Source organism: Corynebacterium halotolerans YIM 70093 = DSM 44683 (assembly GCF_000341345.1).
Classification (GTDB): Bacteria; Actinomycetota; Actinomycetes; order Mycobacteriales; family Mycobacteriaceae; genus Corynebacterium; species Corynebacterium halotolerans.
In genome coordinates this window covers 2,576,110-2,600,092 of record NC_020302.1, presented here as the reverse complement: position 1 = coordinate 2,600,092, position 23,983 = coordinate 2,576,110, and the positions used below count along the sequence as shown (strand labels likewise).

14 protein-coding genes, 5 tRNA genes, 3 rRNA genes and 1 pseudogene are annotated in these 23,983 nt (G+C 64.2%); 16 read left to right on the top strand and 7 right to left on the bottom strand.

Features of this window, described 5'->3' with window-relative positions; genetic code table 11:
- Positions 1-50: 50 nt before the first annotated feature.
- The 4 genes and pseudogenes from A605_RS11985 (at position 51) to A605_RS15970 (ending at position 3,413) form a co-directional block, all read left to right on the top strand.
- The gene (locus tag A605_RS11985; RefSeq protein WP_015401767.1) at positions 51-1,553 is read left to right on the top strand and encodes an acetyl-CoA hydrolase/transferase family protein; all 1,503 of its coding nucleotides are present in this window, start codon (positions 51-53) and stop codon (positions 1,551-1,553) included.
- A gap of 222 nt (positions 1,554-1,775) precedes the next feature.
- A tRNA-Lys gene (locus A605_RS11980) sits at positions 1,776-1,848 on the top strand.
- A 235-nt stretch (positions 1,849-2,083) separates the two neighbouring features.
- A pseudogene (locus A605_RS15975) lies at positions 2,084-2,881 on the top strand (DUF2254 domain-containing protein); the annotation flags it as partial.
- A gap of 43 nt (positions 2,882-2,924) precedes the next feature.
- Entirely contained in the window at positions 2,925-3,413 is a 489-nt protein-coding gene (locus tag A605_RS15970; protein ID WP_341872420.1) for a DUF2254 family protein, read from the top strand.
- 20 nt (positions 3,414-3,433) lie between these two features.
- Here the strand turns inward: A605_RS15970 and A605_RS11970 are convergent, their stop codons facing one another.
- Positions 3,434-3,748 carry a metal-sensitive transcriptional regulator gene (locus A605_RS11970; RefSeq protein WP_027004422.1) on the bottom strand — a complete coding sequence of 105 codons (315 nt, stop codon included), beginning with the start codon at positions 3,746-3,748 and terminating at the stop codon, positions 3,434-3,436.
- Positions 3,749-4,393: 645 nt separating this feature from the next.
- Between A605_RS11970 and A605_RS11965 the strand changes: the two genes are divergently transcribed.
- From A605_RS11965 to A605_RS11945, 5 genes are all read left to right on the top strand, one after another.
- A tRNA-Glu gene (locus A605_RS11965) sits at positions 4,394-4,466 on the top strand.
- A 38-nt stretch (positions 4,467-4,504) separates the two neighbouring features.
- Positions 4,505-4,578, top strand: a tRNA-Asp gene (locus tag A605_RS11960).
- Positions 4,579-4,871: 293 nt separating this feature from the next.
- Positions 4,872-4,945, top strand: a tRNA-Asp gene (locus A605_RS11955).
- Between the two features lie 26 nt (positions 4,946-4,971).
- A tRNA-Phe gene (locus A605_RS11950) sits at positions 4,972-5,044 on the top strand.
- A 155-nt stretch (positions 5,045-5,199) separates the two neighbouring features.
- Entirely contained in the window at positions 5,200-5,490 is a 291-nt protein-coding gene (locus A605_RS11945; RefSeq protein ID WP_015401765.1) for a GNAT family N-acetyltransferase, read from the top strand.
- A 161-nt stretch (positions 5,491-5,651) separates the two neighbouring features.
- On the opposite strand, the gene epsC is transcribed toward A605_RS11945, so the two are convergent.
- Positions 5,652-6,218: a serine O-acetyltransferase EpsC gene (epsC, locus tag A605_RS11940; protein ID WP_015401764.1), complete on the bottom strand. Its 567-nt coding sequence runs from the start codon at positions 6,216-6,218 to the stop codon at positions 5,652-5,654.
- A gap of 146 nt (positions 6,219-6,364) precedes the next feature.
- Complete coding sequence (gene cysK / locus A605_RS11935) at positions 6,365-7,300, bottom strand: cysteine synthase A (protein WP_015401763.1); 936 nt, start codon at positions 7,298-7,300, stop codon at positions 6,365-6,367.
- 567 nt (positions 7,301-7,867) lie between these two features.
- On the opposite strand from cysK, the gene ramA reads away from it, so the two are divergent.
- The 5 genes from ramA to rrf all read left to right on the top strand — a co-directional run bounded on the left by ramA (position 7,868) and on the right by rrf (position 15,993).
- On the top strand, positions 7,868-8,710 hold the full coding sequence (gene ramA, locus A605_RS11930) for an acetate metabolism transcriptional regulator RamA (protein ID WP_015401762.1): 843 nt from the start codon (positions 7,868-7,870) through the stop codon (positions 8,708-8,710).
- Positions 8,711-8,813: 103 nt separating this feature from the next.
- Positions 8,814-10,070: a UDP-N-acetylglucosamine 1-carboxyvinyltransferase gene (gene murA, locus A605_RS11925; RefSeq protein ID WP_015401761.1), complete on the top strand. Its 1,257-nt coding sequence runs from the start codon at positions 8,814-8,816 to the stop codon at positions 10,068-10,070.
- A 693-nt stretch (positions 10,071-10,763) separates the two neighbouring features.
- Positions 10,764-12,285 (top strand): 16S ribosomal RNA (locus A605_RS11920).
- 395 nt (positions 12,286-12,680) lie between these two features.
- A 23S ribosomal RNA gene (locus tag A605_RS11915) occupies positions 12,681-15,758 on the top strand.
- Between the two features lie 117 nt (positions 15,759-15,875).
- Positions 15,876-15,993: ribosomal RNA gene (rrf, locus tag A605_RS11910) — 5S ribosomal RNA — on the top strand.
- Together the 16S, 23S and 5S rRNA genes form the textbook arrangement of a ribosomal RNA operon.
- Before the next feature lie 147 nt (positions 15,994-16,140).
- Here the strand turns inward: rrf and ilvD are convergent.
- Entirely contained in the window at positions 16,141-17,856 is a 1,716-nt protein-coding gene (ilvD, locus tag A605_RS11905) for a dihydroxy-acid dehydratase (RefSeq protein WP_015401760.1), read from the bottom strand.
- 220 nt (positions 17,857-18,076) lie between these two features.
- Here ilvD and A605_RS11900 point away from each other — a divergent pair, with 220 nt between their 5' ends.
- Positions 18,077-18,898, top strand: coding sequence for an ABC transporter ATP-binding protein (locus tag A605_RS11900; protein WP_015401759.1), 822 nt, complete (start codon positions 18,077-18,079; stop codon positions 18,896-18,898).
- Positions 18,899-18,901: 3 nt separating this feature from the next.
- A complete protein-coding gene (locus A605_RS11895) occupies positions 18,902-21,466 on the top strand; it encodes an ABC transporter permease (protein ID WP_027004245.1) in 2,565 nt (854 codons plus the stop codon).
- A 217-nt stretch (positions 21,467-21,683) separates the two neighbouring features.
- Here A605_RS11895 and A605_RS11890 read toward each other — a convergent pair whose 3' ends face one another.
- Genes A605_RS11890 through A605_RS11880 form a run of 3 tightly spaced genes read right to left on the bottom strand, consistent with a single transcriptional unit; the run spans position 21,684 to position 23,821 of the window.
- A complete protein-coding gene (locus A605_RS11890) occupies positions 21,684-22,049 on the bottom strand; it encodes a fluoride efflux transporter FluC (RefSeq protein ID WP_015401757.1) in 366 nt (121 codons plus the stop codon).
- Complete coding sequence (locus A605_RS11885; protein WP_015401756.1) at positions 22,046-22,393, bottom strand: fluoride efflux transporter family protein; 348 nt, start codon at positions 22,391-22,393, stop codon at positions 22,046-22,048. The genes A605_RS11890 and A605_RS11885 overlap by 4 nt, the downstream gene beginning before the upstream one ends.
- A gap of 9 nt (positions 22,394-22,402) precedes the next feature.
- On the bottom strand, positions 22,403-23,821 hold the full coding sequence (locus A605_RS11880; protein ID WP_015401755.1) for an alanine/glycine:cation symporter family protein: 1,419 nt from the start codon (positions 23,819-23,821) through the stop codon (positions 22,403-22,405).
- Between the last annotated feature and the right edge of the window lie 162 nt (positions 23,822-23,983).

Genomic DNA, 23,983 nt, shown 5'->3' with positions numbered 1-23,983 from the left:
CGGCGGGTGCCCGATTACCCGACAGTAAACACGACCCGAGGTGACACTCAATGACTGACCGGATTGCGAACTCCGAGCTGCGCTCCAAGCTGATGTCCGCCGATGAGGCGGCCCAGTTCATCAACAACGGTGACACGGTCGGCATGTCCGGCTTCACCGGTGCGGCCTACCCCAAGGCGCTGCCCACCGCCATCGCCGACAAGGCCAAGGAGTTCCACTCCAAGGGTGACGAGTTCAAGATCAACGTCCTGACCGGCGCATCGACCGCCCCGGACTGTGACGGCGTGCTGGCCGAGGCCGACGCGATCAATTACCGCATGCCCTACCAGTCGGACCCGATCATGCGCGGCAAGGTCAACAGTGCCGAGATGAAGTACCAGGACATCCACCTGTCCCACTCCGGCCTGCAGGTCGAGCAGGGCTTCTTCGGCAACATCGACGTCGCCGTCATCGAGGTCACCCGCATCACCGAGGAGGGCCATCTCATCCCGTCCTCCGGTGTGGGAAACAACATCGAGTACCTCGAGGAGGCCGACAAGGTCATCCTCGAGGTCAACGAGTGGCAGTCGCTCGACCTCGAGGGCATGGCGGACATCTACCGCGTACCGCACCTGCCGAACCGCACCCCGATCCCGATCAACAACGTCGGCGACCGCATCGGCAACACCTACATCCAGATCGACACCAACAAGGTCGTCGCCGTGGTGGAGACCAACGCCCCGGACCGCAACAGCCCCTTCAAGGAGCCGGACGAGATCTCGAAGCAGATCGCCGGTAACTTCCTCGACTTCCTGGAGGCCGAGGTCGCCGCGGGCCGTCTGGCCTATGACCGATTCATCATGCAGTCCGGCGTGGGCAACGTACCCAACGCCGTGATGGCGGGCCTGCTGGACTCCAAGTTCGAGAACATCCAGGCCTACACCGAGGTCGTCCAGGACGGCATGCTGGATCTCATCGACGCCGGCAAGATGACCGTCTCCTCCGCCACCTCCTTCGCGCTGTCGCCGGAGTACGCGGAGAAGATGAACGCCGAGGCGAAGAAGTACCGCGACCACCTCGTCCTGCGTCCGCTGCAGATCTCCAACTCCCCGGAGGTCATCCGCCGCATGGGCCTGATCTCCTCCAACGGTCTGATCGAGGCCGACATCTACGGCAACGTCAACTCCACCCATGTCGGTGGTACCCGCATCATGAACGGCATCGGCGGCTCCGGTGACTTCACCCGCAACGCCTTCGCGTCGACCTTCATCTCCCCGTCGGTGGCCAAGGACGGGGCGATCTCCGCGATCGTGCCGTTCGCGTCCCACATCGACCACACCGAGCACGACGCCATGGTCATCATCACCGAATACGGCTTCGCCGACCTGCGTGGTCTGGCTCCGCGTGACCGCGTGAAGAAGATGATCGCCGTGGCCCACCCGGACTACCGTCCGCTGCTGGAGGAGTACTACGAGCGTGCGGCGAAGAACAAGTTCCTGCAGACCCCGCACGACCTGGCCACCGCCTTCGACTTCCATGTCAACCTGGCCGAGAAGGGTTCCATGAAGGGCTAGAAACCCGTCGGCCTTCCGCTGAGTGCTCCGCCCCCTCGCTGCGGCAGCGAGGGGGCGGACACCTTGATCGGGATGCGGCGGTGCCCGGGAATACGTTGTCGAGGTGCCGGAATCCGGGTGCCCCCACGGTCGAGGGAACCTGACTCACCGAGGGGTGGTTTCCCTCACCGCAGGGAGGGGAAGTAGAATCTGGGGCGCGACGGATATTGGACCGTCGCCCAAGGGCCTATAGCTCAGTTGGTAGAGCTACGGACTTTTAATCCGCAGGTCGAGGGTTCGAGCCCCTCTGGGCCCACCGACAACACCCCCTGACAGCTCGGCTGTCAGGGGGTTCGGCGTTCATGGGGCACGTCGGGAAGCGGCGACCGGGCATCTTCTGCCATACGCCCCCGGCAGGGAAGCCGCCGGGCCCGTTCCCGGACGTGGGACCCCACCGGCCGCGGCAGCCGTCGTCGGGCCCGGATGGATTCGGTGGGAATCATCGAGCCTGAAGGGGGCGTCCTGGGTGGCAGGCGTGATGTAACAATGGAATGGTGCGAGAACATGATGAAGACCACAATCATGATGAGGCTGAGAGTCTCCGAATACGCGGTTCCATACCGGATGTTCCCCGCGAAACGTACTGGAAACGGTTGTGGCGTCCCTTCTGGGCAATTCCCGCCGCCAGCGTGCTGGCCGCGCTGATCCTGGGCTCCCTCCTGCCCGTCTGGGAACGCGGGCTGCCGAGCTCCACCCTGGAGTTCGTCTTCGAGGGTGGCCCCTCCGCCGCCCGCGAGGTTCTGGGGACCATCGCCTCCTCCACGATCTCGGTGACCGGTCTCATCTTCGCCAACACCCTGGTCATACTCCAGCTGGTCAACAGTCAGTTCAGCCCCCGGATGCTCAACGGATTCCTGCGTAACCGCGTCGTGCAGGGCACCCTGGCGATGTTCCTGGCAACCTTTGTGTTCTCCCTGACCGTCCTCCGCTACGTCTGGAACGACTTCGAGAAGCTCGACGGGTTCGTTCCCCGGCTGTCGGTGACGGTCGCATTTCTGCTGGTGCTCGGTTGCCTGGGTTTCTTCCTGGCCTTCATCCGCCACATCACCTCCTCCATGCACGTGTCCAACGCCATCTCTGAGATCGGCGGGGAGGCCATGAAAGTGGCGGAACGGCTCTACCCCCTGCAGATTGAGGAGGCCGGCCGGGCACAGGGGCCAACCTGGTCCCCGCGGCCCGGCGACCCGCGGGAGGAGATCCCCGCGGACAGCCATGGTTCTCTGGTGTGGGTCGATTACCGGAAACTGGTGTCCTGGGCAGAAGAACATGAAGCCGTGATCACCGTCGACCGTCGGGTGGGGGATTATCTCGTGGCCGGCCAGCCGTTGCTGCGTGTGTGGGGGGGGGGACAGGGAACTCAGCGACCGGGACCGGAAGGCGCTGTGCGCGGCGGTGGAGGTGCGCGCGGAGCGGGAACTTCGCCAGGACCTGGCCTTCGGTTTCCGCCAACTTGCCGACATCGCCGACCGCGCCTTGTCCGCGGGCGTCAACGACCCGGCTACCGCGGTCCGGTGCATCCATGAGATCCACCGGGTCTTCCGCTATCTGGTCACCACCGTCGAACCCAGCCCCTATATCGCAGGCGATGACCGTCGGGTGCGGGTGGTGCATCAATCCCAGCACATCACGGAGATGCTCGACGAGGTCATCCGGGAGATCCACCACTACGGCGCGGGGTCGGCGATGATCCCGGACCAGCTGCGCAGCATGCTCGATGATCTGGCAGGGGTGTCCGCCGATACCTACCTGCCCGCCCTGGAACGCGGGCGGGAGTTACTGGACCGGGGGAAGGAGAGGGAGAACGAGGCCTCTGAGGCCTGACGTTCCCGCGGATGTCCGGTTCAGGACTTCACCATCCGCTGAATGGCCTTCATGGCCTCCTCGATCTTTTCGTCGGCGACGTCGCCGCCCTCGACCGCGGCACCGGTGACGCAGTGACGGATGTGGTCCTCCAGCAGCGCCAGGGCGACATTCTCCAGGGCGGAGGTCACGGCGGAGACCTGAGTGAGAATGTCGATGCAGTACTGGTCCTCGTCGACCATCCGGTGAATGCCGCGGGCCTGGCCCTCGATGCGCTTGAGGCGGGCCAGGTACTTCGACTTGTTCTCGTTGTAGCCGTGGACGTGGGCGTCATGGCAGGCGCAGGTGGCCTTCATGTCGGTGTCCTTGGTGTCCTTGGTGTCCTTGGTGTCCTTGGTGTCCTTGGTGGCCGGGGTCTGGGCGCCGTCGGGCAGGTCGGTGATGTTCGGGGTGCTCATGATGTCTACCTGTTCACTTCAATGCGGGGGTGTGGGGTCATTCCCGGCCGAGGAGGCGGGCAGTGCTGCAGTCCGGGGTCGGATCGGGCCCGCGTAGCAGCTGGGCGTTGAGTGCCACGACCGTGGACGGCGGCAGCGGGATTGCGCCGGCACCCATCGGGGGACGAGCTTTACCGGTGCCAGGGTACCCGCCGTCAGCAGTGCGCAGAGGGGGTCATGGCCGATCTCCCGTGGGAGGTTCTGGACATCTTGTGCCAACTGGCCCAGAGCGTGGAACGATCGTGGTGACCGTGATGGGCGTGGTGACTGAAACAACCGCGCGGGGGAGACTCATATTCGGAGGATCCCTTCCCACGACACTTTCATGCTGGTGAGGTATTGTCCTTATCCTATACCCCCTGGGGGTAGTGGGCAAGAAGTGCTGCCGGATCGTTGTCGGTGGGAGAAACTTCCTTGGCCTGCGGTTTTGCTCTCGGCGCGAAATGCAGTATATTTTCTAACCAGTCGCTATTGCCCCTATGTGCTCTGGCGAAGGTTCATCAGGCCCCCATCGTCTAGAGGCCTAGGACACCGCCCTTTCACGGCGGCGACACGGGTTCGAATCCCGTTGGGGGTACGAAGTAATTGCTTCGGCGACAGCTTCAATAAATGCAAGGCCCTGTGGCGCAGTTGGTTAGCGCGCCGCCCTGTCACGGCGGAGGTCGCGGGTTCAAGTCCCGTCAGGGTCGCTCATGAGGGCGTCGGTACCGGTTCGGTACCGACGCCCTTTTTCATGTCTGCCGTATCGCGTGGGCTAGCGGAGCGTGCCGGGGGCGGGGTGGGGTTCGCTGAGTCTCGTCGGGGCCCTGTCTCCGGTGGCTGCCATCCCGGCTTCGGGCCGATACTCCTCCCGGTCCGGGAGGGTCGTTCCTGCTGTTATTCTCATTGCTGAAATGCTTGCTGACCTCACGATTTGTGGGAATCGCGAGAGTCTGTGTAAAGTAACTTCTCGTGCAACGGGGCAAGCCCGGAACACCAGAATGGCCCTGTGGCGCAGTTGGTTAGCGCGCCGCCCTGTCACGGCGGAGGTCGCGGGTTCAAGTCCCGTCAGGGTCGCTGAGATTGTCTCAGTGACGATTTCCGGCCAGATAGCTCAGTCGGTAGAGCGTCCGCCTGAAAAGTGGAAGGTCGCCAGTTCGATCCTGGCTCTGGCCACACTACACCCCCTTTCCGTCCCGTACGGAAAGGGGGTTTGTGCTGCTCGGGGCATATTGCTCAGATTAGCGCGAACTAAATACTTCCCCGCGGGGAACAAAAGAGGGATACTGGCATTTGGACCCATCCCACGTCACCCCGCAGAGGAGAATCGTATGTCCGATCAGAACATCTCGGTCGATCACGATGAGGGCGCGCGCCGCTTCGTCGTTACCGTGGACGGCCGCGAGGCCGGCTACTGCTCCTATGTCCCGCGCTCCGGCGATGTCCGCGATTTCAACCACACGGTGGTGGATCAGGCGTTCCGGGGGCGTGGCTTGTCGGCACCGCTGATCCAGGCGGCCCTTGACGACACTCGCGAGGCCGGGCTGAAGATCCACTCGAGCTGTTCCGCCGTGGATCACTTCCTGAACAAGAACGAGGAGTACCGCGACCTCGTCGCCTGAACGGCCGCCCACAACGGGCGTCACGGGCCGCTGCAGGCCCGCGTGACGCGCCGTAATGAGGTAACCCCGGCCTTCCGCACCCTTCATGAGGGTGGGGGACCGGGGTTCGGGTGCCCCGGGATGGGCTGCGCCGTCCCGGATTCGTCCTGGTGGGGGAATGTCTAGATGTAGTAGTCCGGATCGACGAGTTTGACCTGCTCCTCCTTGCGGCGCGGGCGGTTCTTCGCCGGAATGCCGGTGGCGATGTGCTCCGGGGGGACGTCCTTGGTCACCACGGCGTTCGCGCCGATCGCGGAGCCGACGCCCACCGTGATCGGGCCGAGCACCTTGGCACCGGCGCCGATGGTCACGTTGTCCTCGATGGTGGGATGTCGCTTGGTCTGCGTGAGTACCTGCCCGCCCAGGGTCACCCCGTGGTAGAGCATGACCCCTTCGCCGATCTCGGCGGTCTCGCCGATGACGATGCCCATGCCGTGATCGATGAAGAAGCGGCGGCCGATGGTCGCACCCGGGTGGATCTCGATGCCGGTGAAGAAGCGGTTGAGCTGGGCCAGGATGCGGGCCGGACCGCGCAGACCCCGTTTCCATAGCCAGTGGGAGACACGGTGGCACCAGATCGCGTGAAGTCCGGAGTAGACAAGGGCGTTCTCGACGTCACCGCGGGCGGCCGGGTCATGTTCGCGGGCGTTCTTCAGGTCTTCCCGGATCATCTTCACGAGGCTGTACATGGATGACGAGTCTAACAGTGGTAACGGCGCCTGTAGCCGCCCGTTCCGAATATTATTCAGCCACGTGCCCGCGCGGAAACGCGGCGACGCCCGCCCCCGGGGCGGGGACGGGCGTCGGCACGTGCGCTCAGAGCACCGGCGGGTGACTAGTCGCGGATGTCCTCGTAGAGGATGGTGGAGACGTAGCGCTCGCCGTAGTCGCAGACGACGGTGACGATGGTCTTGCCCTCGTTCTCCGGGCGGGCGGCCAGCTCGAGGGCGGCCTTGACGTTGGCGCCGGTGGAGATGCCGCCGAGGATGCCGTCCTTGACGGCCAGCTCACGGGAGGTCGCCACGGCGTCCTCGTTGGAGACGGTCAGCACGTCGTCGAGGACCTTGCGGTCCAGGACCTCGGGGATGAAGTTGGCGCCCAGGCCCTGGATCTTGTGCGGACCGGCCTTGCCGGCGGACAGCAGCGGGGAGGCCTCCGGCTCGACCGCGTAGATCTGGGTCTCCGGCTTGCGCTCCTTGAAGACCTGGCCGACACCGGTGACGGTGCCGCCGGTTCCGACGCCGGCGACGAAGATGTCCATGTTGCCGTCGGTGTCGTGCCACAGCTCCTCGGCGGTGGTCTCGCGGTGAATCTTGGCGTTGGCCTCGTTGGCGAACTGGCGGGCCAGGATGGCGTTTTCGCGTTCGCCGACGATCTCGTTGGCCTTGTCGACCGCGCCCTGCATGCCGGCGGCGCCCGGGGTGAGGACGATCTCGGCACCATAGGCGCGCAGCATGACGCGACGCTCGTTGGACATGGTCTCCGGCATGGTCAGGACGACCTTGTAGCCACGGGCAGCGCCGACCAGGGCCAGGGCGATGCCGGTGTTGCCGGAAGTCGCCTCGACGATGGTGCCGCCCGGCTGGAGGGAGCCGTCGGCCTCAGCGGCGTCAATGATGGCCTTGCCGATGCGGTCCTTGACGGAGTTGGCCGGGTTGAAGGATTCGATCTTCACGAGCACCTCGGCCTTGAGGCCCTCGGTGATGCCGTTGAGGCGGACCAGTGGGGTATTGCCGATGGTGTCGAGGATGTTGTCGTGGATGTTGCCCATGGCGGGAAATCTCCTCACAGATGGATGGTCAGGAATTTCTGTAACTCTGTCTGGGTGTCCGTGCGCCAGGTGCGCCTTCTCGTGCCGTTGCGCTGCCGGGAGGCGGCGACGCGGGCACCCTCCGCATCCATCGTACACGACGAAAGTAGACCGATCGGTATACGGTTGCTAGACCGTTGGGTTTTTCCGTGGGGATGTGCGCTGAGCTCAGGGTTGGGGGCAGGGGAAGCAGGGGTATTTGTCAGTAAATATTCAGCATGTGATCGACCTTACAGTTTTACTGACTCCCGTCGGTGGGGGCCGCGCCGGTTGTCGGGGGTGAAAAGCGGGATACCGGTGGTGACCTGCGGCGGGAACGTTCGGGAGTTCCCGACTGTTGGCCAAGGGGGAGGGTGATCACCCCTTGGTTGTGTACTCCAATTCAAGGATTCGTAGCCGTTCCCGCAGCGGGTGTAGTTCCCTTCACCCCCGTTCCGTGGTTATACTGCGCATCTGACACAGAAAGCAGCCCACGACAGGGCGTACCACGGGTACACCTGCTTGGGGGCACCCGCAGGAGGATATTCAATGGATTCTCAGCGAATCAAGGATGACGACGAAGCAGTCCGCGCAGCACTGACGTCCCTCAAGACCGCGACGGGCATCCCGGTCACGATGTACGCCACCCTGCTGGCCGACAACCGACTGCAGATCACCCACTGGGTGGGGCTACGCACGCCGGCTCTGCAGAATCTCATCATTGATCCTGGCGCCGGCGTCGGCGGCCGCGTCGTCAGTACGCGCCGCCCGGTGGGCGTCAGCGACTATACCCGTGCCAACGTCATCTCACACGAGAACGACCGCGCCATCCAGGACGAGGGTCTGCACTCCATCGTCGCGGTGCCGGTGATCGTCAACCGGGAGATCCGGGGCGTCCTCTATGTCGGCGTTCATTCCCCGGTCCGCCTGGGGGACAAGGTGATCGAGGAGGTCACCATGACCGCCCGCACCCTCGAGCAGGATCTGGCCGTCAACTCCGCGATGCGCCGCGCCGAGGGCGGGAAGAACGGCGCCACCAAGTCGGGCCGTGTCATGAACGGTGCCGAGTGGGAGCAGGTTCGGTCGACCCACTCCAAGCTGCGGATGCTGGCCAACCGCGTCGAGGACGAGGCGCTGCGCAAGGAGCTGGAGCTGCTCTGCGATCAGATGGTCAGCCCGGTCCGTGTCAAGCAGTCCACGAAACTCTCCGCCCGCGAGCTCGACGTGCTCTCCTGCGTGGCCCTCGGCCACACCAACGTCGAGGCCGCCGAGGAGATGGGCATCGGTGCCGAGACCGTCAAGTCCTACCTGCGCTCCGTCATGCGCAAGCTGGGCGCGCACACCCGCTATGAGGCCGTCAACGCGGCCCGCCGCATCGGGGCCCTGCCCTGAGTTGGGGAGGCGACGGCGCTTGATGACGCGGCGTCACCCCGGCTGACACGGCGGGCAGCGGGGCGATCCCTACGAGGCCGGGATCCGGCTAGTCTTGATCTTCGTGAAGGATCGATTTCTTGTCTCCGGTGGTGCCCGTCTCAACGGCGCCGTGAAGGTCAGCGGCGCAAAGAACAGCGTCCTGAAACTCATGGCCGCCGCTCTGCTGGCGGAGGGCACCACCACACTGACCAACTGTCCCGAGATCCTTGATGTGCCCCTCATGCAGCGAGTGCTTGAGGGACTGGGGTGCACCGTCGAGATCGACGGTTCCACCGTGCGCATCACGACGCCCGCGGATCTGAAGTCCGACGCGGATTTCGAGGCCGTTCGCCAGTTCCGCGCCTCGGTCTGTGTGCTGGGCCCGCTGACCTCCCGCTGTGGCCGCGCCGTCGTGGCGCTGCCCGGCGGTGACGCGATCGGTTCCCGTCCGCTCGACATGCACCAGTCGGGCCTCGAGCGGCTCGGGGCCCGCACCCGCATCCACCACGGGGCCGTCGTCGCGGAGGCCGAGGAGCTTCGCGGGGCGAAGATCGCCCTCGACTTCCCCTCGGTGGGTGCCACCGAAAACATTCTGACCGCGGCTGTCCTGGCCAAGGGACGTACCGTGCTGGACAACGCCGCCCGGGAGCCCGAGATCACCGACCTGTGCGACATGCTCAACTCCATGGGCGCGCAGATCGAGGGCGCAGGCACCTCCACTCTCACTATTGACGGTGTGGATGAACTCCACCCGACCGAGCACGAGGTCATCGGAGACCGCATCGTCGCCGGCACCTGGGCCTACGCCGCAGCCATGACCCAGGGGGACATCACCGTCAGCGGGATCGCGCCGCGGAACCTCCACCTTCCGCTGGAGAAGCTGAAGGTGGCCGGTGCAACCGTGGAGACCTACGAGTCCGGCTTCCGGGTGCGCATGGGCCGTCGCCCCGACGCCGTGGACTACCAGACCCTGCCGTTCCCGGGTTTCCCCACTGATCTTCAGCCCATGGCCATCGGTATCGCTTCGATCGCCGACGGCATGAGCGTGATCACGGAGAACGTCTTCGAGTCCCGTTTCCGCTTTGTCGACGAGATGCTGCGCCTCGGGGCCGACGCCTCCGTTGACGGGCACCACGTGGTGGTCCGCGGAATCGATCAGCTTTCCTCCACTGATGTGTGGAGCTCCGATATCCGGGCCGGCGCCGGCCTCGTTCTGGCCGCCCTGGTCGCCGACGATGTCACCACGGTCCACGATGTCCACCACATCGACCGCGGCTACCCGCACTTCGTGGAGAACCTGCAGAGGCTGGGAGCGAACATCGAGCGGGCGACGCAGTAGGACCGCCGCTGAAGGTGTTACGCACCCTTTCCGTGCTCCGACCTGCGGGTTTGTGGGTTTATGGCTAGGGTGTGTAACTTTATGTGAGTCAGCGAGACCGACAACGCCCCGCCGGGTGGAACATTCCGGTGAGATGGCGGACAGGAAAACAGTCGCTGGCGATCATGGAAGAGCCTTCCGGGTGCGGAATTGACTTCGGTTGGTTCGGTCGAGTAAGTTTCTTCAAGCCGCCAGGAACACACCCGGAGTTATCGGGTGCGGACATGGTGTGCGGATGTTGTGTGAGAACTCAATAGTGTGCCAATGTACTTTTTATTTTTGTCTGTGACGTTGGTTGTGTCGTCGGTTGCCCGGCTGGCCGGTCCCTGTGGGGATGGGTTGGTGGGTGCGTGCCGGGTGGCCTTTCGGAAATGGGGCCACTGTAAAGAAATGACACTGCCACTTGGTGGTGGTGTGTGTTTCCGGTGCGTGGACGTGCAACACAATTTGGTTGCGGATGCCGGCCCTTGTTTTCAGCCCCGTCGGGTGTGGGGGTCGGTGGAAGTTTATGCAGTAAAATTATTTTGGACAATCATGAGCGCCACGGCTTTCGGGTCGTGGTGTGCTGGTTGTTCGTTTTGTTGGGTTCGGGCTTTCTACGCCTGGAAACATCCCTTCTTGAGACGGGTCTTGTGCTTGTTTTGAGGTTTGTTTTTTGTGGAGAGTTTGATCCTGGCTCAGGACGAACGCTGGCGGCGTGCTTAACACATGCAAGTCGAACGGAAAGGCCCCTTCGGGGGTACTCGAGTGGCGAACGGGTGAGTAACACGTGGGTGATCTGCCCCGCACTTCGGGATAAGCCTGGGAAACTGGGTCTAATACCGGATAGGACCTTCCTTTAGCGTGGAAGGTGGAAAGTTTTTTCGGTGTGGGATGAGCTCGCGGCCTATCAGCTGGTTGGTGGGGTAATGGCCTACCAAGGCGTCGACGGGTAGCCGGCCTGAGAGGGTGGACGGCCACATTGGGACTGAGATACGGCCCAGACTCCTACGGGAGGCAGCAGTGGGGAATATTGCACAATGGGCGCAAGCCTGATGCAGCGACGCCGCGTGGGGGATGACGGCCTTCGGGTTGTAAACCCCTTTCGCCCACGACGAAGCGTAAGTGACGGTAGTGGGATAAGAAGCACCGGCTAACTACGTGCCAGCAGCCGCGGTAATACGTAGGGTGCGAGCGTTGTCCGGAATTACTGGGCGTAAAGAGCTCGTAGGTGGTTTGTCGCGTCGTCTGTGAAATTCCGGGGCTCAACTCCGGGCGTGCAGGCGATACGGGCATAACTTGAGTGCTGTAGGGGAGACTGGAATTCCTGGTGTAGCGGTGAAATGCGCAGATATCAGGAGGAACACCGATGGCGAAGGCAGGTCTCTGGGCAGTAACTGACGCTGAGGAGCGAAAGCATGGGTAGCGAACAGGATTAGATACCCTGGTAGTCCATGCCGTAAACGGTGGGCGCTAGGTGTAGGGGACTTCCACGTCTTCTGTGCCGTAGCTAACGCATTAAGCGCCCCGCCTGGGGAGTACGGCCGCAAGGCTAAAACTCAAAGGAATTGACGGGGGCCCGCACAAGCGGCGGAGCATGTGGATTAATTCGATGCAACGCGAAGAACCTTACCTGGGCTTGACATACACCGGACCGGGCCAGAGATGGTCCTTCCCTTGTGGCCGGTGTACAGGTGGTGCATGGTTGTCGTCAGCTCGTGTCGTGAGATGTTGGGTTAAGTCCCGCAACGAGCGCAACCCTTGTCTTATGTTGCCAGCACGTGATGGTGGGGACTCATGAGAGACTGCCGGGGTCAACTCGGAGGAAGGTGGGGATGACGTCAAATCATCATGCCCCTTATGTCCAGGGCTTCACACATGCTACAATGGTCGGTACAGCAGGTCGCGAACCCGTGAGGGTGAGCCAATCCTCGTTAAAGCCGGCCTCAGTTCGGATTGGGGTCTGCAACTCGACCCCATGAAGTCGGAGTCGCTAGTAATCGCAGATCAGCAACGCTGCGGTGAATACGTTCCCGGGCCTTGTACACACCGCCCGTCACGTCATGAAAGTTGGTAACACCCGAAGCCAGCGGCCCAACCGGTTTACCGGAGGGAGCTGTCGAAGGTGGGATCGGCGATTGGGACGAAGTCGTAACAAGGTAGCCGTACCGGAAGGTGCGGCTGGATCACCTCCTTTCTAAGGAGCATAAACAAGTCGGCCCGCGCGGTAGCGCAGGTCGCGTATCGCTGGTTGGTGGTCACGAGTGTTGACCCGCCGGCACTATCAATCGGGTGGACACGCACCCCACGACCCACAGATGGTTGTGGCGGGGTGGCCGCACGGGCAGGACCGGTGGAGCAGGCGGAAATAAATGAGTGGGTATGTTGGCATGCTGTTGGGTGTCTGGGGCAACATTGTCCTGACTGACCATCCGTGACCGCACCTGTGGGGAGTGTTTCTCCTTCTGGGGTGTGGGGTGGGTGGTGTGTTGTGTGAGAACTGTATAGTGGACGCGAGCATCTTTATTTTTCTGGTGTTTTTTGTTGTGAGTATGTTGTATCCCGCACGCGCCCCGGTGGGGTGTGTGTGGTGTGTGTTTGTGTAAGGGCACATGGTGGATGCCTTGGCATGCTGGGCCGATGAAGGACGTGAGAGGCTGCGTTATGCCTCGGGGAGCTGCCAACTGAGCGTTGATCCGAGGATGTCCGAATGGGGAAACCCGGCCACCGTTGTGGGTGGTCACCCGATCATGAATTCATAGTGGTTGTGGAGGGTCACGCGGGGAAGTGAAACATCTCAGTACCCGCAGGAGAAGAAAATAATAATGATTCCGCTAGTAGTGGCGAGCGAACGTGGAGGATGGCTAAACCGTGTGTGTGTGATACCTGGCAGGGGTTGCGCATGCGGTGTTGTGGGGTTCCATGTGTCGGGTCTGCCAGCCCGGCGTCGGTGGTCGTGTGGTGAGCGGAAGTGGTCTGGGATGGCCCACGGAACAGGGTGAGAGTCCCGTACGTGAACATCATGCGGTGCTGATTGTGGTGTCCCCGAGTAGCAGCGGGCTCGTGAAATCTGCTGTGAATCTGCCGGGACCACCCGGTAAGCCTGAATACCCAGTGTGACCGATAGCGGATAGTACCGTGAGGGAATGGTGAAAAGTACCCCGGGAGGGGAGTGAAATAGTACCTGAAACCATGTGCTTACAATCCGTCAGAGCACCATTAAAGGTGTGATGGCGTGCCTTTTGAAGAATGAGCCTGCGAGTCAGCGGCATGTCGCGAGATTAACCCGTGTGTGGGGTAGTCGTAGCGAAAGCGAATCCTAACAAGGGTGACCATAGTGGCATGTCCTGGACCCGAAGCGGGGTGATCTACCCATGGCCAGTGTGAAGCGACGGTAAGACGTCGTGGAGGCGCGAACCCACTTAGGTTGAAAACTGAGGGGATGAGTTGTGGGTAGGGGTGAAAGGCCAATCAAACTCCGTGATAGCTGGTTCTCCCCGAAATGCATTTAGGTGCAGCGTTGTGTGATGCTTGCCGGAGGTAGAGCTACTGGTTGGTTGAGCGGGACTACCATCTTAGCAATGTCAGCCAAACTCCGAATGCCGGTTTCAAGTTAGCGCAGCAGTGAGACTGTGGGGGATAAGCTTCATAGTCGAGAGGGAAACAGCCCAGATCGCCGGCTAAGGCCCCTAAGCGTGTACTAAGTGGAAAAGGATGTGGGATCGCGACGACAGCCAGGAGGTTGGCTTAGAAGCAGCCATCCTTGAAAGAGTGCGTAATAGCTCACTGGTCGAGTGGTCCTGCGCCGACAATTCAGTGGGGCTCAAGTACACCGCCGAAGCCGCGGCATAAACATTGTTTATGGGTAGGGGAGCGTCGTGCACGGGGTGAAGCGGTACCGTGAGGAGCCGTGGACTGTGTGCGAGTGAGAATGCAGGCATGAGTAACGAATTGACAAGTGAGAATCTTGTCCGCCGGATGACCAAGGGTTCCTGGGTCAAGTTCGTCTTCCCAGGGTGAGTCGGGACCTAAGGCGAGGCCGACAGGCGTAGTCGATGGACAACGGGTTGATATTCCCGTACCCGTGTGTGCGCGCCCGTGGTGAATCAGTGATACTAACCACCCACAAACCACGTCACGGCCTTCGGGTCGTGAGGTGGGGCGTGCGTGGGGCCTGAGCTGGTAGTAGCCAAGTGATGGGGTGACGCAGTGGGGTAGCCGAGCCACTGATTGGATTGTGGTGTAAGCGTGTAGGGCCGGTGGTAGGCAAATCCGCCACCGATCAATGCCTGAGGCGTGATGCGTAACCCGTATTGGGTGATGTCGGTGATCCCGTGCTGTCGAGAAAAGCCTCTAGCGAGTGCACATACGGCCCGTACCCCAAACCGACACAGGTGGTCAGGTAGAGAATACTAAGGCGTTCGGGTGAACTGTGGTTAAGGAACTCGGCAAAATGCCCCCGTAACTTCGGGAGAAGGGGGGCCACCACCGGTGACGGGAGCTAGCCTCCGTGAGCTGGTGGTGGTCGCAGAGAATAGAGGGAAGCGACTGTTTATTAAAAACACAGGTCCGTGCGAAGACGATAAGTTGAGGTATACGGACTGACGCCTGCCCGGTGCTGGAAGGTTAAGAGGACCTGTTAGGACCCTTGTGGTCCGAAGCGGAGAATTTAAGCCCCAGTAAACGGCGGTGGTAACTATAACCATCCTAAGGTAGCGAAATTCCTTGTCGGGTAAGTTCCGACCTGCACGAATGGCGTAACGACTTCCCTGCTGTCTCAACCACAGGCCCGGTGAAATTGCAGTACGAGTAAAGATGCTCGTTACGCGCGGCAGGACGAAAAGACCCCGGGACCTTCACTACAGCTTGGTATTGGTGTTCGGTTCGGTTTGTGTAGGATAGGTGGGAGACTGTGAACACACCACGCCAGTGGTGTGGGAGTCGTTGTTGAAATACCACTCTGATCGGATTGGACACCTCAACCTTGGCCCATGATCTGGGTCGGGGACAGTGCCTGGTGGGTAGTTTAACTGGGGCGGTTGCCTCCTAAAGAGTAACGGAGGCGCCCAAAGGTTCCCTCAGCCTGGTTGGCAATCAGGTGGCGAGTGTAAGTGCACAAGGGAGCTTGACTGTGAGACTGACAGGTCGAGCAGGGACGAAAGTCGGGACTAGTGATCCGGCACCTACTCGTGGATGTGGTGTCGCTCAACGGATAAAAGGTACCCCGGGGATAACAGGCTGATCTTCCCCAAGAGTTCATATCGACGGGATGGTTTGGCACCTCGATGTCGGCTCGTCGCATCCTGGGGCTGGAGTAGGTCCCAAGGGTTGGGCTGTTCGCCCATTAAAGCGGCACGCGAGCTGGGTTTAGAACGTCGTGAGACAGTTCGGTCTCTATCCGCCGCGCGCGTGGAAACCTGAGAAAGGCTGTCCCTAGTACGAGAGGACCGGGACGGACGTACCTCTAGTGTGCCAGTTGTCCCGCCAGGGGCACGGCTGGTTGGCTACGTACGGAAGGGATAACCGCTGAAAGCATCTAAGCGGGAAGCCTGTTTCAAGATGAGGTTTCATCAATCAGGCCCCCCACAGACGATGGGGTTGATAGGCCAGAACTGGAACCACCGCAAGGTGAGGAGGTGACTGGTACTAATCGGCCGACGAAACACACACAACCCCCACACGGGGATTGGATGTGCACCCACGCAACGAACCTGAAAACATGTTCGCGTCCACTATGCAGTATCTGACACAACACGTCAGGACCCCACCACGGGGCCCCACGACTGTGTCGGTGGTTGATAGCGGCAGGGACACGCCCGGACCCATTCCGAACCCGGAAGCTAAGCCTGCCCGCGCTGATGGTACTGCACCCGGGAGGGTGTGGGAGAGTAAGTTACCGCCGACCAAAAACTTAAAAATATGAAGACCTCCGTGACGGAGTGGCCCACAGGCCCCGTCACGGAGGTCTTCTTCATTTCCGGACCCACCTCTGAGTCTCTCCGAACCTGCGGAAGTGGCCGCAGATTCTGCAGGCCGCGCCGGCCCCGGAGTCTCAGTAACAGACCGCGCCATCGGCCACCGAGTGGACCAGCTTGGCGTACTTGCCCAGCACGCCGTGCAGACGCGGGTTCTCGGGGATGACCCACTCAGCCCTGCGCCGCGCAAGCTCAGCGTCATCGATCCGTACATCGATCGTGCGGTTCGGGATATCCACCCGAATGGGATCGCCGTCCCGCACGAAGGCGATCGGGCCCCCGTCCACCGCCTCCGGGGCGACGTGGCCGATGCACAGGCCGGTGGAACCACCGGAGAAGCGGCCGTCGGTGATCAGCAGGACGTCCTTGCCGATGCCGGCGCCTTTGATGGCACCGGTGATGGCCAGCATCTCCCGCATGCCGGGGCCTCCCTTGGGCCCCTCGTAGCGGATGACAACGACGTCGCCCTTCTTCAGTTCACCGTTGAGCACGGCGTCCATGGCCGGCTGCTCCCGGTCGAAGACCCGGGCGGTGCCCTCGAAGATTTCTGCGTCGAAGCCTGCGGTCTTGACCACGGCACCCTCCGGAGCCAGGGAGCCCCGGAGGATGCTCAGGCCTCCCGTGGCGTGGATCGGATTGTCGAGGGCCCGCAGAATCTTGCCGTCCGGATCCGGCGTCCGCACCTCGGCGAGGTTCTCCGCGACGGTGCGGCCGGTGACGGTCAGGCAGTCGCCGTTGATCAGCCCGGCGTCGTAAAGCGCCTTCATGACGACGGGGATGCCACCGATACGGAAGACATCGGCCATGACGTACTGCCCGAAGGGCTTTAGGTTGCCCAGGTGCGGGACCCTGTCGGCCACCTCATTGAAGTCGTCGAGGGTCAGGTCTGCCTCTGCCTCGCGGGCGATCGCCAGCAGGTGCAGGACGGCGTTGGTGGAGCCTCCCAGTGCCATGACGACTGCGACGGCGTTGAGCAGGGAGTTGCGGGTGATGATGTCGCGGGCGCGGATTCCGCGGCGCAGCAGCTCGACCACGGCCTCGCCGGAGTGCCGGGCGTGGAGCATGCGGTCGCGGTGGACCGCCGGGGGAGCGGCCGAACCCGGCAGGGACATCCCCATCGCCTCGGCGGCGGAGGCCATGGTGTTGGCGGTGTACATGCCGCCGCAGGCGCCCTCTCCCGGGCAGATGGCCCGCTCGATGACATCGACGTCGTCCTCGGACAGCTTGCCGGCCCGACAGGCGCCGACGGCCTCGAAGGCGTCGATGAGCGTGACCTCCTGCTCACTGCCGTCGTCAAAACGGGCGGTGCCCGGCATCGTGGAGCCGTTGTAGAGGAACACGCTCGACAGGTTCAGCCGGGCGGCGCCCATGAGCATGCCGGGAATGGACTTGTCGCAGCCGGCCAGGAGCACGGAGCCGTCGAGCCGCTCGGCGCTCATCACGGTCTCCACGGAGTCGGTGATCACTTCGCGGGAGACCAGGGAGTAGTGCATGCCCTCGTGCCCCATGGAGATACCGTCGGAGACGGAGATCGTGCCGAACTCGAGCGGGTAGCCGCCGGCGGCGTGCACCCCGTCCTTGGCGAACTCCGCCAGCTTCTTCAGGGTCAGATTGCAGGGTGTGATCTCGTTCCAGGAGGAGGCCACGCCGACCTGCGGTTTGTCCCAGTCCTCGTCGCCCATGCCCACGGCCCGCAGCATGCCGCGGGCGGCGGTGCGCTCCAGCCCGTCGGTGACGTCGCGGGAGCGGGGCTTGATGTCCACGCCTCTGGTGTTGTCTGTGATCTTGGCCATGTCCCCGAGTCTAGGGAAGATCGGCGCCCGGAGAGGGGTTCCGGTGGCGCGGTCGCCGCAGGCAGCGCAGAGCGCGGTGCAGGTGCCGCCGGGCCATCCCGGGATCGGCGTCCCGGAGCGGAATCGGAGCGAAGATCGGGGCAACCCCCGATGTTTTGCGGGTCGGGCCCCGGTAGTTTGTAATTTGTACCCATTTAGTCATCGAGGGAGTAGAACCGATATGTCAGACCGCGAGACCACCCCGTCCGCCGGACGATCCGGCGATCAGGACCCGCAGGAGGCGACCACCGGCGTCCAGGGCGTCGGGGCCGGGACCCCCGGTGCCGCGGCCCGCGCCGTCGGGCTGTTCAAGCAGTACGGGCAGGGCGATACCGCAGTCACGGCCCTCGACCACGTCGATGTGGAGTTCGTCCGCAACCAGTTCACCGCCATCATGGGCCCGTCGGGTTCCGGCAAGTCCACCCTGATGCACTGCATGGCGGGTCTGGATTCGGCGACCGGGGGATCCGCGTTCATCGGTGACACCGATCTGTCCACGCTGCGGGACAAGGAGATGACGGCTCTGCGGCGCGACCGGCTCGGCTTCATCTTCCAGTCCTTCAACCTGGTGCCCACCCTGACGGCCGCGGAGAACATCACGCTGCCCTCCGACATCGCAGGCCGAAAGGTCGACCAGGACTGGTTCGGGGAGATCACCTCCCGGCTTGGGCTCTCTCAGCGGTTGACCCACCGTCCCGCGGAGCTCTCGGGTGGTCAGCAGCAGCGTGTGGCGTGCGCCCGCGCGCTCGTCTCCCGCCCGGAGATCATCTTCGGTGACGAGCCCACCGGCAACCTGGACTCCAAGTCCTCGGCCGAGGTGCTGTCGATCCTGCGCACCGCCGTCGACCAGGACAACCAGACCGTGGTCATCGTCACCCACGACGCGACAGCCGCCGCCTACGCTGACCGCGTCATCTTTCTCGCGGACGGCCGGATCGTCAACGAGCTGCACGCGCCGACGATGGACACGATCCTGGCCACCCTGACCGGTATCGAGGACTAGTCCATGGCATCCAGAAACTCCACCATGCGCAAGGTCAGTCTGCGCACCATCGCGGCCCATAAGCTCCGGCTGGCGCTGACGGTGTTGGCGGTCGTGCTCGGCACGGCCTTCATCTCCGGCGCGTTCATGTTCACCAACTCCCTGTCGAGCACCTTCGATTCGGCGGTCAACAACGCCTACCGGGGCGTTGACGCCGTTGTCTCCGCAGGGGAGGGCCAACCCGGGGTCTCCACGGAGACCCGGGAGGCGATCACCGCCGACGGGCAGGTCGACCGGGTGAACCTCAACGCCTCCACCACGGTGGTGGTCGCCACGGGTGAGGGTGAGCCCATCCAGACCGGCGGGGGTACCTCCAGCCTGTCGGTGTGGTACCCCCCGGAGGAACGGGTCGGCCAGGCCGAGCCCATCGTCGAGGGGGAGGCCCCGGGCAGCGTCGACGAGGTGGCCGTCAACGCTGCCGCCGCCGAGCGGTTCGGCGTCGGCGTCGGGGACACCCTGACCGTCGTCGATCCGCAGGCCCGGCACGAGGTGACCGTCACCGGTCTCTTCGACAACGAGCTCGATCAGGGCGGCTCCCTCATCCTCTACATGCCGGAGGCCGACTATCTCGAGCGCTACACCGACGGAGAGTATGTCGATCAGCTCATCATCGACGGTTCTGACGACGTCAGCGCCGAGGATCTCGTCGCCGACCTGCGTGAGCAGCACCCCGATACGACCGTCGAGACAGGGCAGACCCTGGCCGATGAGACTTCGGAGCTGGTCTCCCAGGCCCTGAGCTTCGTCAACTACTTCCTGGTCGCCTTCGGCCTGGTGGCCCTGCTGGTGGGCACCTTCCTGATCGCGAACACCTTCTCCATGATCGTCGCCCAGCGGACCAAGGAGTTCGCGCTGCTGCGCGCCCTGGGTGCCGCCCGCCGTGAGATCACCCGTTCCGTGGTCTTCGAGGCGGTCATCGTCGGTCTCGTCGGTTCCGCGCTCGGCGTGCTCGCGGGCATGGGGCTGGTCTCCGCCATCCAGGCCGTACTCGACGCCCAGGGCATGTCCCTGCCGGACGCCGGACTGGGACTGACGCCGACCGCCGTGATCCTCCCGATTGTCCTCGGCACGCTGGTCACCGTGGTCTCCGCCTGGTTCCCGGCCCGTCGCGCCGGAGAGGTCGAACCGGTCGAGGCCATGCGCAGCACCGAGTCCGCCGCCGGGTCCCCGCTGAAGGTCCGCACCATCATCGGCGCCGTCCTCATCGTCGCGGGGGCCGCCGCCGCGCTAGCGGGCGCTCTGCTGGACGATTCGGGCACCGGCACCCGCGCCAGTCTCGTCGGCGTGGGCGCGGTCGGTGTGATCGTCGGCTTCTTCTTCGCGGGCCCGGCGTTCTCCCTGCCGGTGGTGCCGACGCTGGGTCGGGTAATCGGCGCCCCCTTCGGGGCCGTCGGCCGGCTCGCGTCCACGAACTCCCGGCGCAACCCGCGTCGCACCTCCGCCACTGCCTTCGCGCTGACGCTGGGCATCGCCCTGGTCACGGCGATCGGCATGCTGGGAGAGACCATGAAGGCGTCAATCTCCGATGTCTTCGAGAACAATGTCACCGCCGACTACGTCCTCTCCGGGCCGACGAGCGGAAACTTCCCCACGCCCGCCGAGGTGCCGCAGGCCGCCCGTGACACCGAGGGCGTCGGTGAGGTGCTGACCATGTCCACCGCTCCCGTCACGGTCGACGGCGTGGCCACCTATCAGTTCGGCGGAGGCGGGACCACCGGGGTGATCGACGGCAATCCGGAGAGCATGGCCACAACGACCGTGCGCGAGGGCACCGCCGACATCGGTGAGGCGGGCGTACTCGCCAGCACCGTCTTCGCCGACGCCGTCGGCTGGGAGGTCGGCGACACCTTCGAGTTGGCGGCTCCGGGCCTCAGCCCGGAGACCACCGAGGTCGAGGTGGTCGGCATCTTCGAGCCGAACAACATCCTCGACAACATGATGGTCAGCCAGGACGCGGTCGAGGAGATCGTGCCCACTGGGGCGCTGACCGTCTCCATGGTCGGCGTCAACGGCGACGGCTCGGTGCCCGAGGACCAGCTGCGCACCAACCTCGAGGAGTCCGTGAGCGACTTCATCGTGGTGCAGGTGATGAGCACGGAGGAGATGGCCGGTCAGGCCGGCCAGGCCATCGACCAGATGCTCAACATCCTCTACGCCCTGCTCGCGCTCGCGGTGATCATCGCGGTGCTCGGCATCGTCAACACCCTGACGCTGAACGTCATCGAGCGCCGCCAGGAGATCGGCATGCTGCGCGCGGTGGGCACCCAGCGCGGCCAGGTGCGCATGATGATCACCCTCGAGGCCGTCCAGATCGCCGTCTTCGGCGCTGTGATGGGCATGATCATCGGCCTCGGTCTGGGCTGGGCGTTCCTCACCGTGCTGGCGGGCGAGGGGCTGGACACCATCTCCGTCCCGATCGGCCAGCTGCTGTGGATGCTGCTGGCCTCCGCGGTGGTCGGCGTGGTCGCCGCGCTGTGGCCGGCGCACCGGGCGGCGAAGACCCCGCCGCTGGACGCCATCGCGGATTGATTCCCCGCGGAAGTCCGCCCGCTTTCCGACGCCCCGCCCCACCGGCCACCACGGCCGGTGTGGCGGGGCGTCGTCGTGTCCCGCCCCTCGGGCCACAGTTGGGGGCGGGCCGGAACGGTGCGCGGGTGAACGGCCGGAATCGGCCCGGGCGGGGCGGGGCGGGGAGGGGAGGGGGCGTCTCCGAACGCTCACGCGCCACACGATCCGACCGGAGAGGTCATCCGCCCCAGATGCGACCGGCGAAGACGGCGCCGCGCCAGGCGAAGATGATCCCGGGGACCACCGTGGCACCGAGATAGAGCCAGAAAGTGCGCCACTGTCCCGCGCGACCGAGCTGGCCGAGTTCGCGGGCCAGTGTCGACCAGGTGGACAACGCGCCCGCGAAACCGGTCCCGGCGGCCAACGGCACCAGCCCGGGACCGCCGAGGGCCACCCCGAGGACCAGGCACGCGGTCATGTTCGCGCCCCAGGTGCCGGGGCGCCCGCCGGGCCACCGGCTCAACGCCCAACGCCCCAGACCCCCGAGGAAACCTCCCACGGCCACCGCGAGTGCGGCCCACAACAGCTCAGCGGTCCCCGTCACCGGCCACCCGCTTTCCGACGCCGCGCCGACCGCGCCGATCGGGCCCACCGGTCACCGAGCAGCCACGCACCGACGCAGCCGATGACGGTGGCCGCGACGTAGCCCGCGGCCCCCGCAGCGGAACTGTCGGCGGTGAGCACCGCGAACGTCGAGAAGCTGGTGAATCCGCCGAGGACACCCGTGCCCCAGAACAACCCCGGGCGTAGTGCGCCCATGAGCAGGGAGCCGAGGACGTTGACCGCCAGCAGCGGCCACATCCCGGCTCCCAGGACGTGCTCGACCGCGAAACGGGCCAGCGCGCCGAGGGCCGCGCCGGCCGCCACGGTCAGGGCGTCACGAAGCACCCGTTCAGGTTACTTCCAGTCCGTGCCCTGCTGCCGCAGGAAGGTCTGCACGTCCTCCGGGGTCTTGTTCAGTTTGGGGTCGAACTTCAGGTAGGCCCTGGTCTCGCGGGCCACCAGGCCGGAGAGGATGAGCAGGCCGATGAGGTTCGGCAGCGCCATCAGGCCGTTGGCCAGGTCGGAGAAGGACCACACCAGGCCCAGCTCCACGGTCGCGCCGATGAACACCACGACGGTGAACAGCATGCGGTAGGGGACGGTGCCACGGCGCCCGATCAGCGACTCCAGCGAGCGCTCACCGTAGTAGGACCAGCCGAGGATCGTGGAGAACGCGAAGAAGATGACCGACAGGGCCACGATCGTGCCGCCCCAGTCACCCGGCAGCGCCACGGAGAAGGCGTCGGCGGTCATCACGCCGGCGGACTCGCGGCCGGTGTCCCAGACGCCCGTGGTGACGATGACCAGGCCGGTGATGGTGACGACGATCAGGGTGTCGATGAAGGTCTGCGTCATGGAGACCAGGCCCTGACGCACCGGGTGGGAGGTCTTGGCCGCGGCGGCGGCGATGGCGGCGGAACCCATGCCCGACTCGTTGGAGAAGATGCCGCGGGCGACACCGAACTGGATGGCCAGCATGAAGCCCGCACCGACGAAGCCGCCCGTGGCCGCGGTGCCGGTGAACGCGTCCGTGAAGATGAGGGACAGCGCGGCCGGGATGTCCTCGGCGAGGAGCACGAGCACGACGATGCCGCCGGTGACGTAGAGCAGGATCATCAGCGGGACGAAGGCGGAGGTCACCCGACCGATGGCCTGAATGCCCCCGAGCAGTACGGCGCCGACGAACACGAACATGAGGATGCCCGAGATCCATGGATCGACGCCGAAGGTGCCCTCCATGTTGGTCGCCACCGCATTGGCCTGGGTGAGATTGCCGATGCCGAAGGAGGCGATCACCGCGAAGACGGCGAAGAGGAAGGCCAGCACCTTGCCGACGGGGCCGGGGATACCGCGCTTGAGGTAGTACTGCGGACCACCGGACTGCTCCCCCTTGGCGTCGGTGGTGCGGAATCGCACACCCAGGAAGGCCTCGGTGTACTTGGAGGCCATGCCCACCAGGCCGGTCACCCAGATCCAGAACAACGCGCCGGGCCCTCCCACCGCCAGGGCGGTGGCCACGCCGACGATATTGCCCACGCCCACGGTGGCGGCCAGCGCGGTGGTCAACGCCTGGTAGTTGGAGATGTCGCCCTTGCCGTCCGTGTCGCTGCGGTCGATCAGCCCGTGACGCAGCGCCCGTCCCAGGGTCCGGAACTGGATCGCCCCGAGCCGGATCGTCAGATAGAGACCGGTACCCAGCAGGAGGGGGATGAGGACGAAGGGCCCCCACACGATGCCTCCGAGCCAGTCGAGGACGTTCTGCACGTTTTCCATGAGGAAAATCTAGCTTGCGATAGAAATCACAACCAACAGATACGGGCAAAAAACTCGGCACGCGCCGCAATTCGCCCCCTCGCGGGGGTGTCGGACGTGTCAAAGGAGCGACTTTTCCGGGTTCCGGTGGGCCAAACGGGGGAGGGGGCGGCGATGGGGCTG

Excerpts from the sequence above, each read along its gene's own strand:
- A605_RS11895 (WP_027004245.1), top strand. The coding sequence starts at position 18,902 with ATGGCATCCAGAAACTCCACCATGCGCAAGGTCAGTCTGCGCACCATC.
- A605_RS11985 (WP_015401767.1), top strand. The coding sequence starts at position 51 with ATGACTGACCGGATTGCGAACTCCGAGCTGCGCTCCAAGCTGATGTCC.
- A605_RS11970 (WP_027004422.1), bottom strand. The coding sequence starts at position 3,748 with ATGAAGGCCACCTGCGCCTGCCATGACGCCCACGTCCACGGCTACAAC.
- A605_RS11900 (WP_015401759.1), top strand. The coding sequence starts at position 18,077 with ATGTCAGACCGCGAGACCACCCCGTCCGCCGGACGATCCGGCGATCAG.
- ramA (WP_015401762.1), top strand. The coding sequence starts at position 7,868 with ATGGATTCTCAGCGAATCAAGGATGACGACGAAGCAGTCCGCGCAGCA.
- A605_RS11945 (WP_015401765.1), top strand. The coding sequence starts at position 5,200 with ATGTCCGATCAGAACATCTCGGTCGATCACGATGAGGGCGCGCGCCGC.
- A605_RS11880 (WP_015401755.1), bottom strand. The coding sequence starts at position 23,821 with ATGGAAAACGTGCAGAACGTCCTCGACTGGCTCGGAGGCATCGTGTGG.
- ilvD (WP_015401760.1), bottom strand. The coding sequence starts at position 17,856 with ATGGCCAAGATCACAGACAACACCAGAGGCGTGGACATCAAGCCCCGC.
- cysK (WP_015401763.1), bottom strand. The coding sequence starts at position 7,300 with ATGGGCAACATCCACGACAACATCCTCGACACCATCGGCAATACCCCA.
- epsC (WP_015401764.1), bottom strand. The coding sequence starts at position 6,218 with ATGTACAGCCTCGTGAAGATGATCCGGGAAGACCTGAAGAACGCCCGC.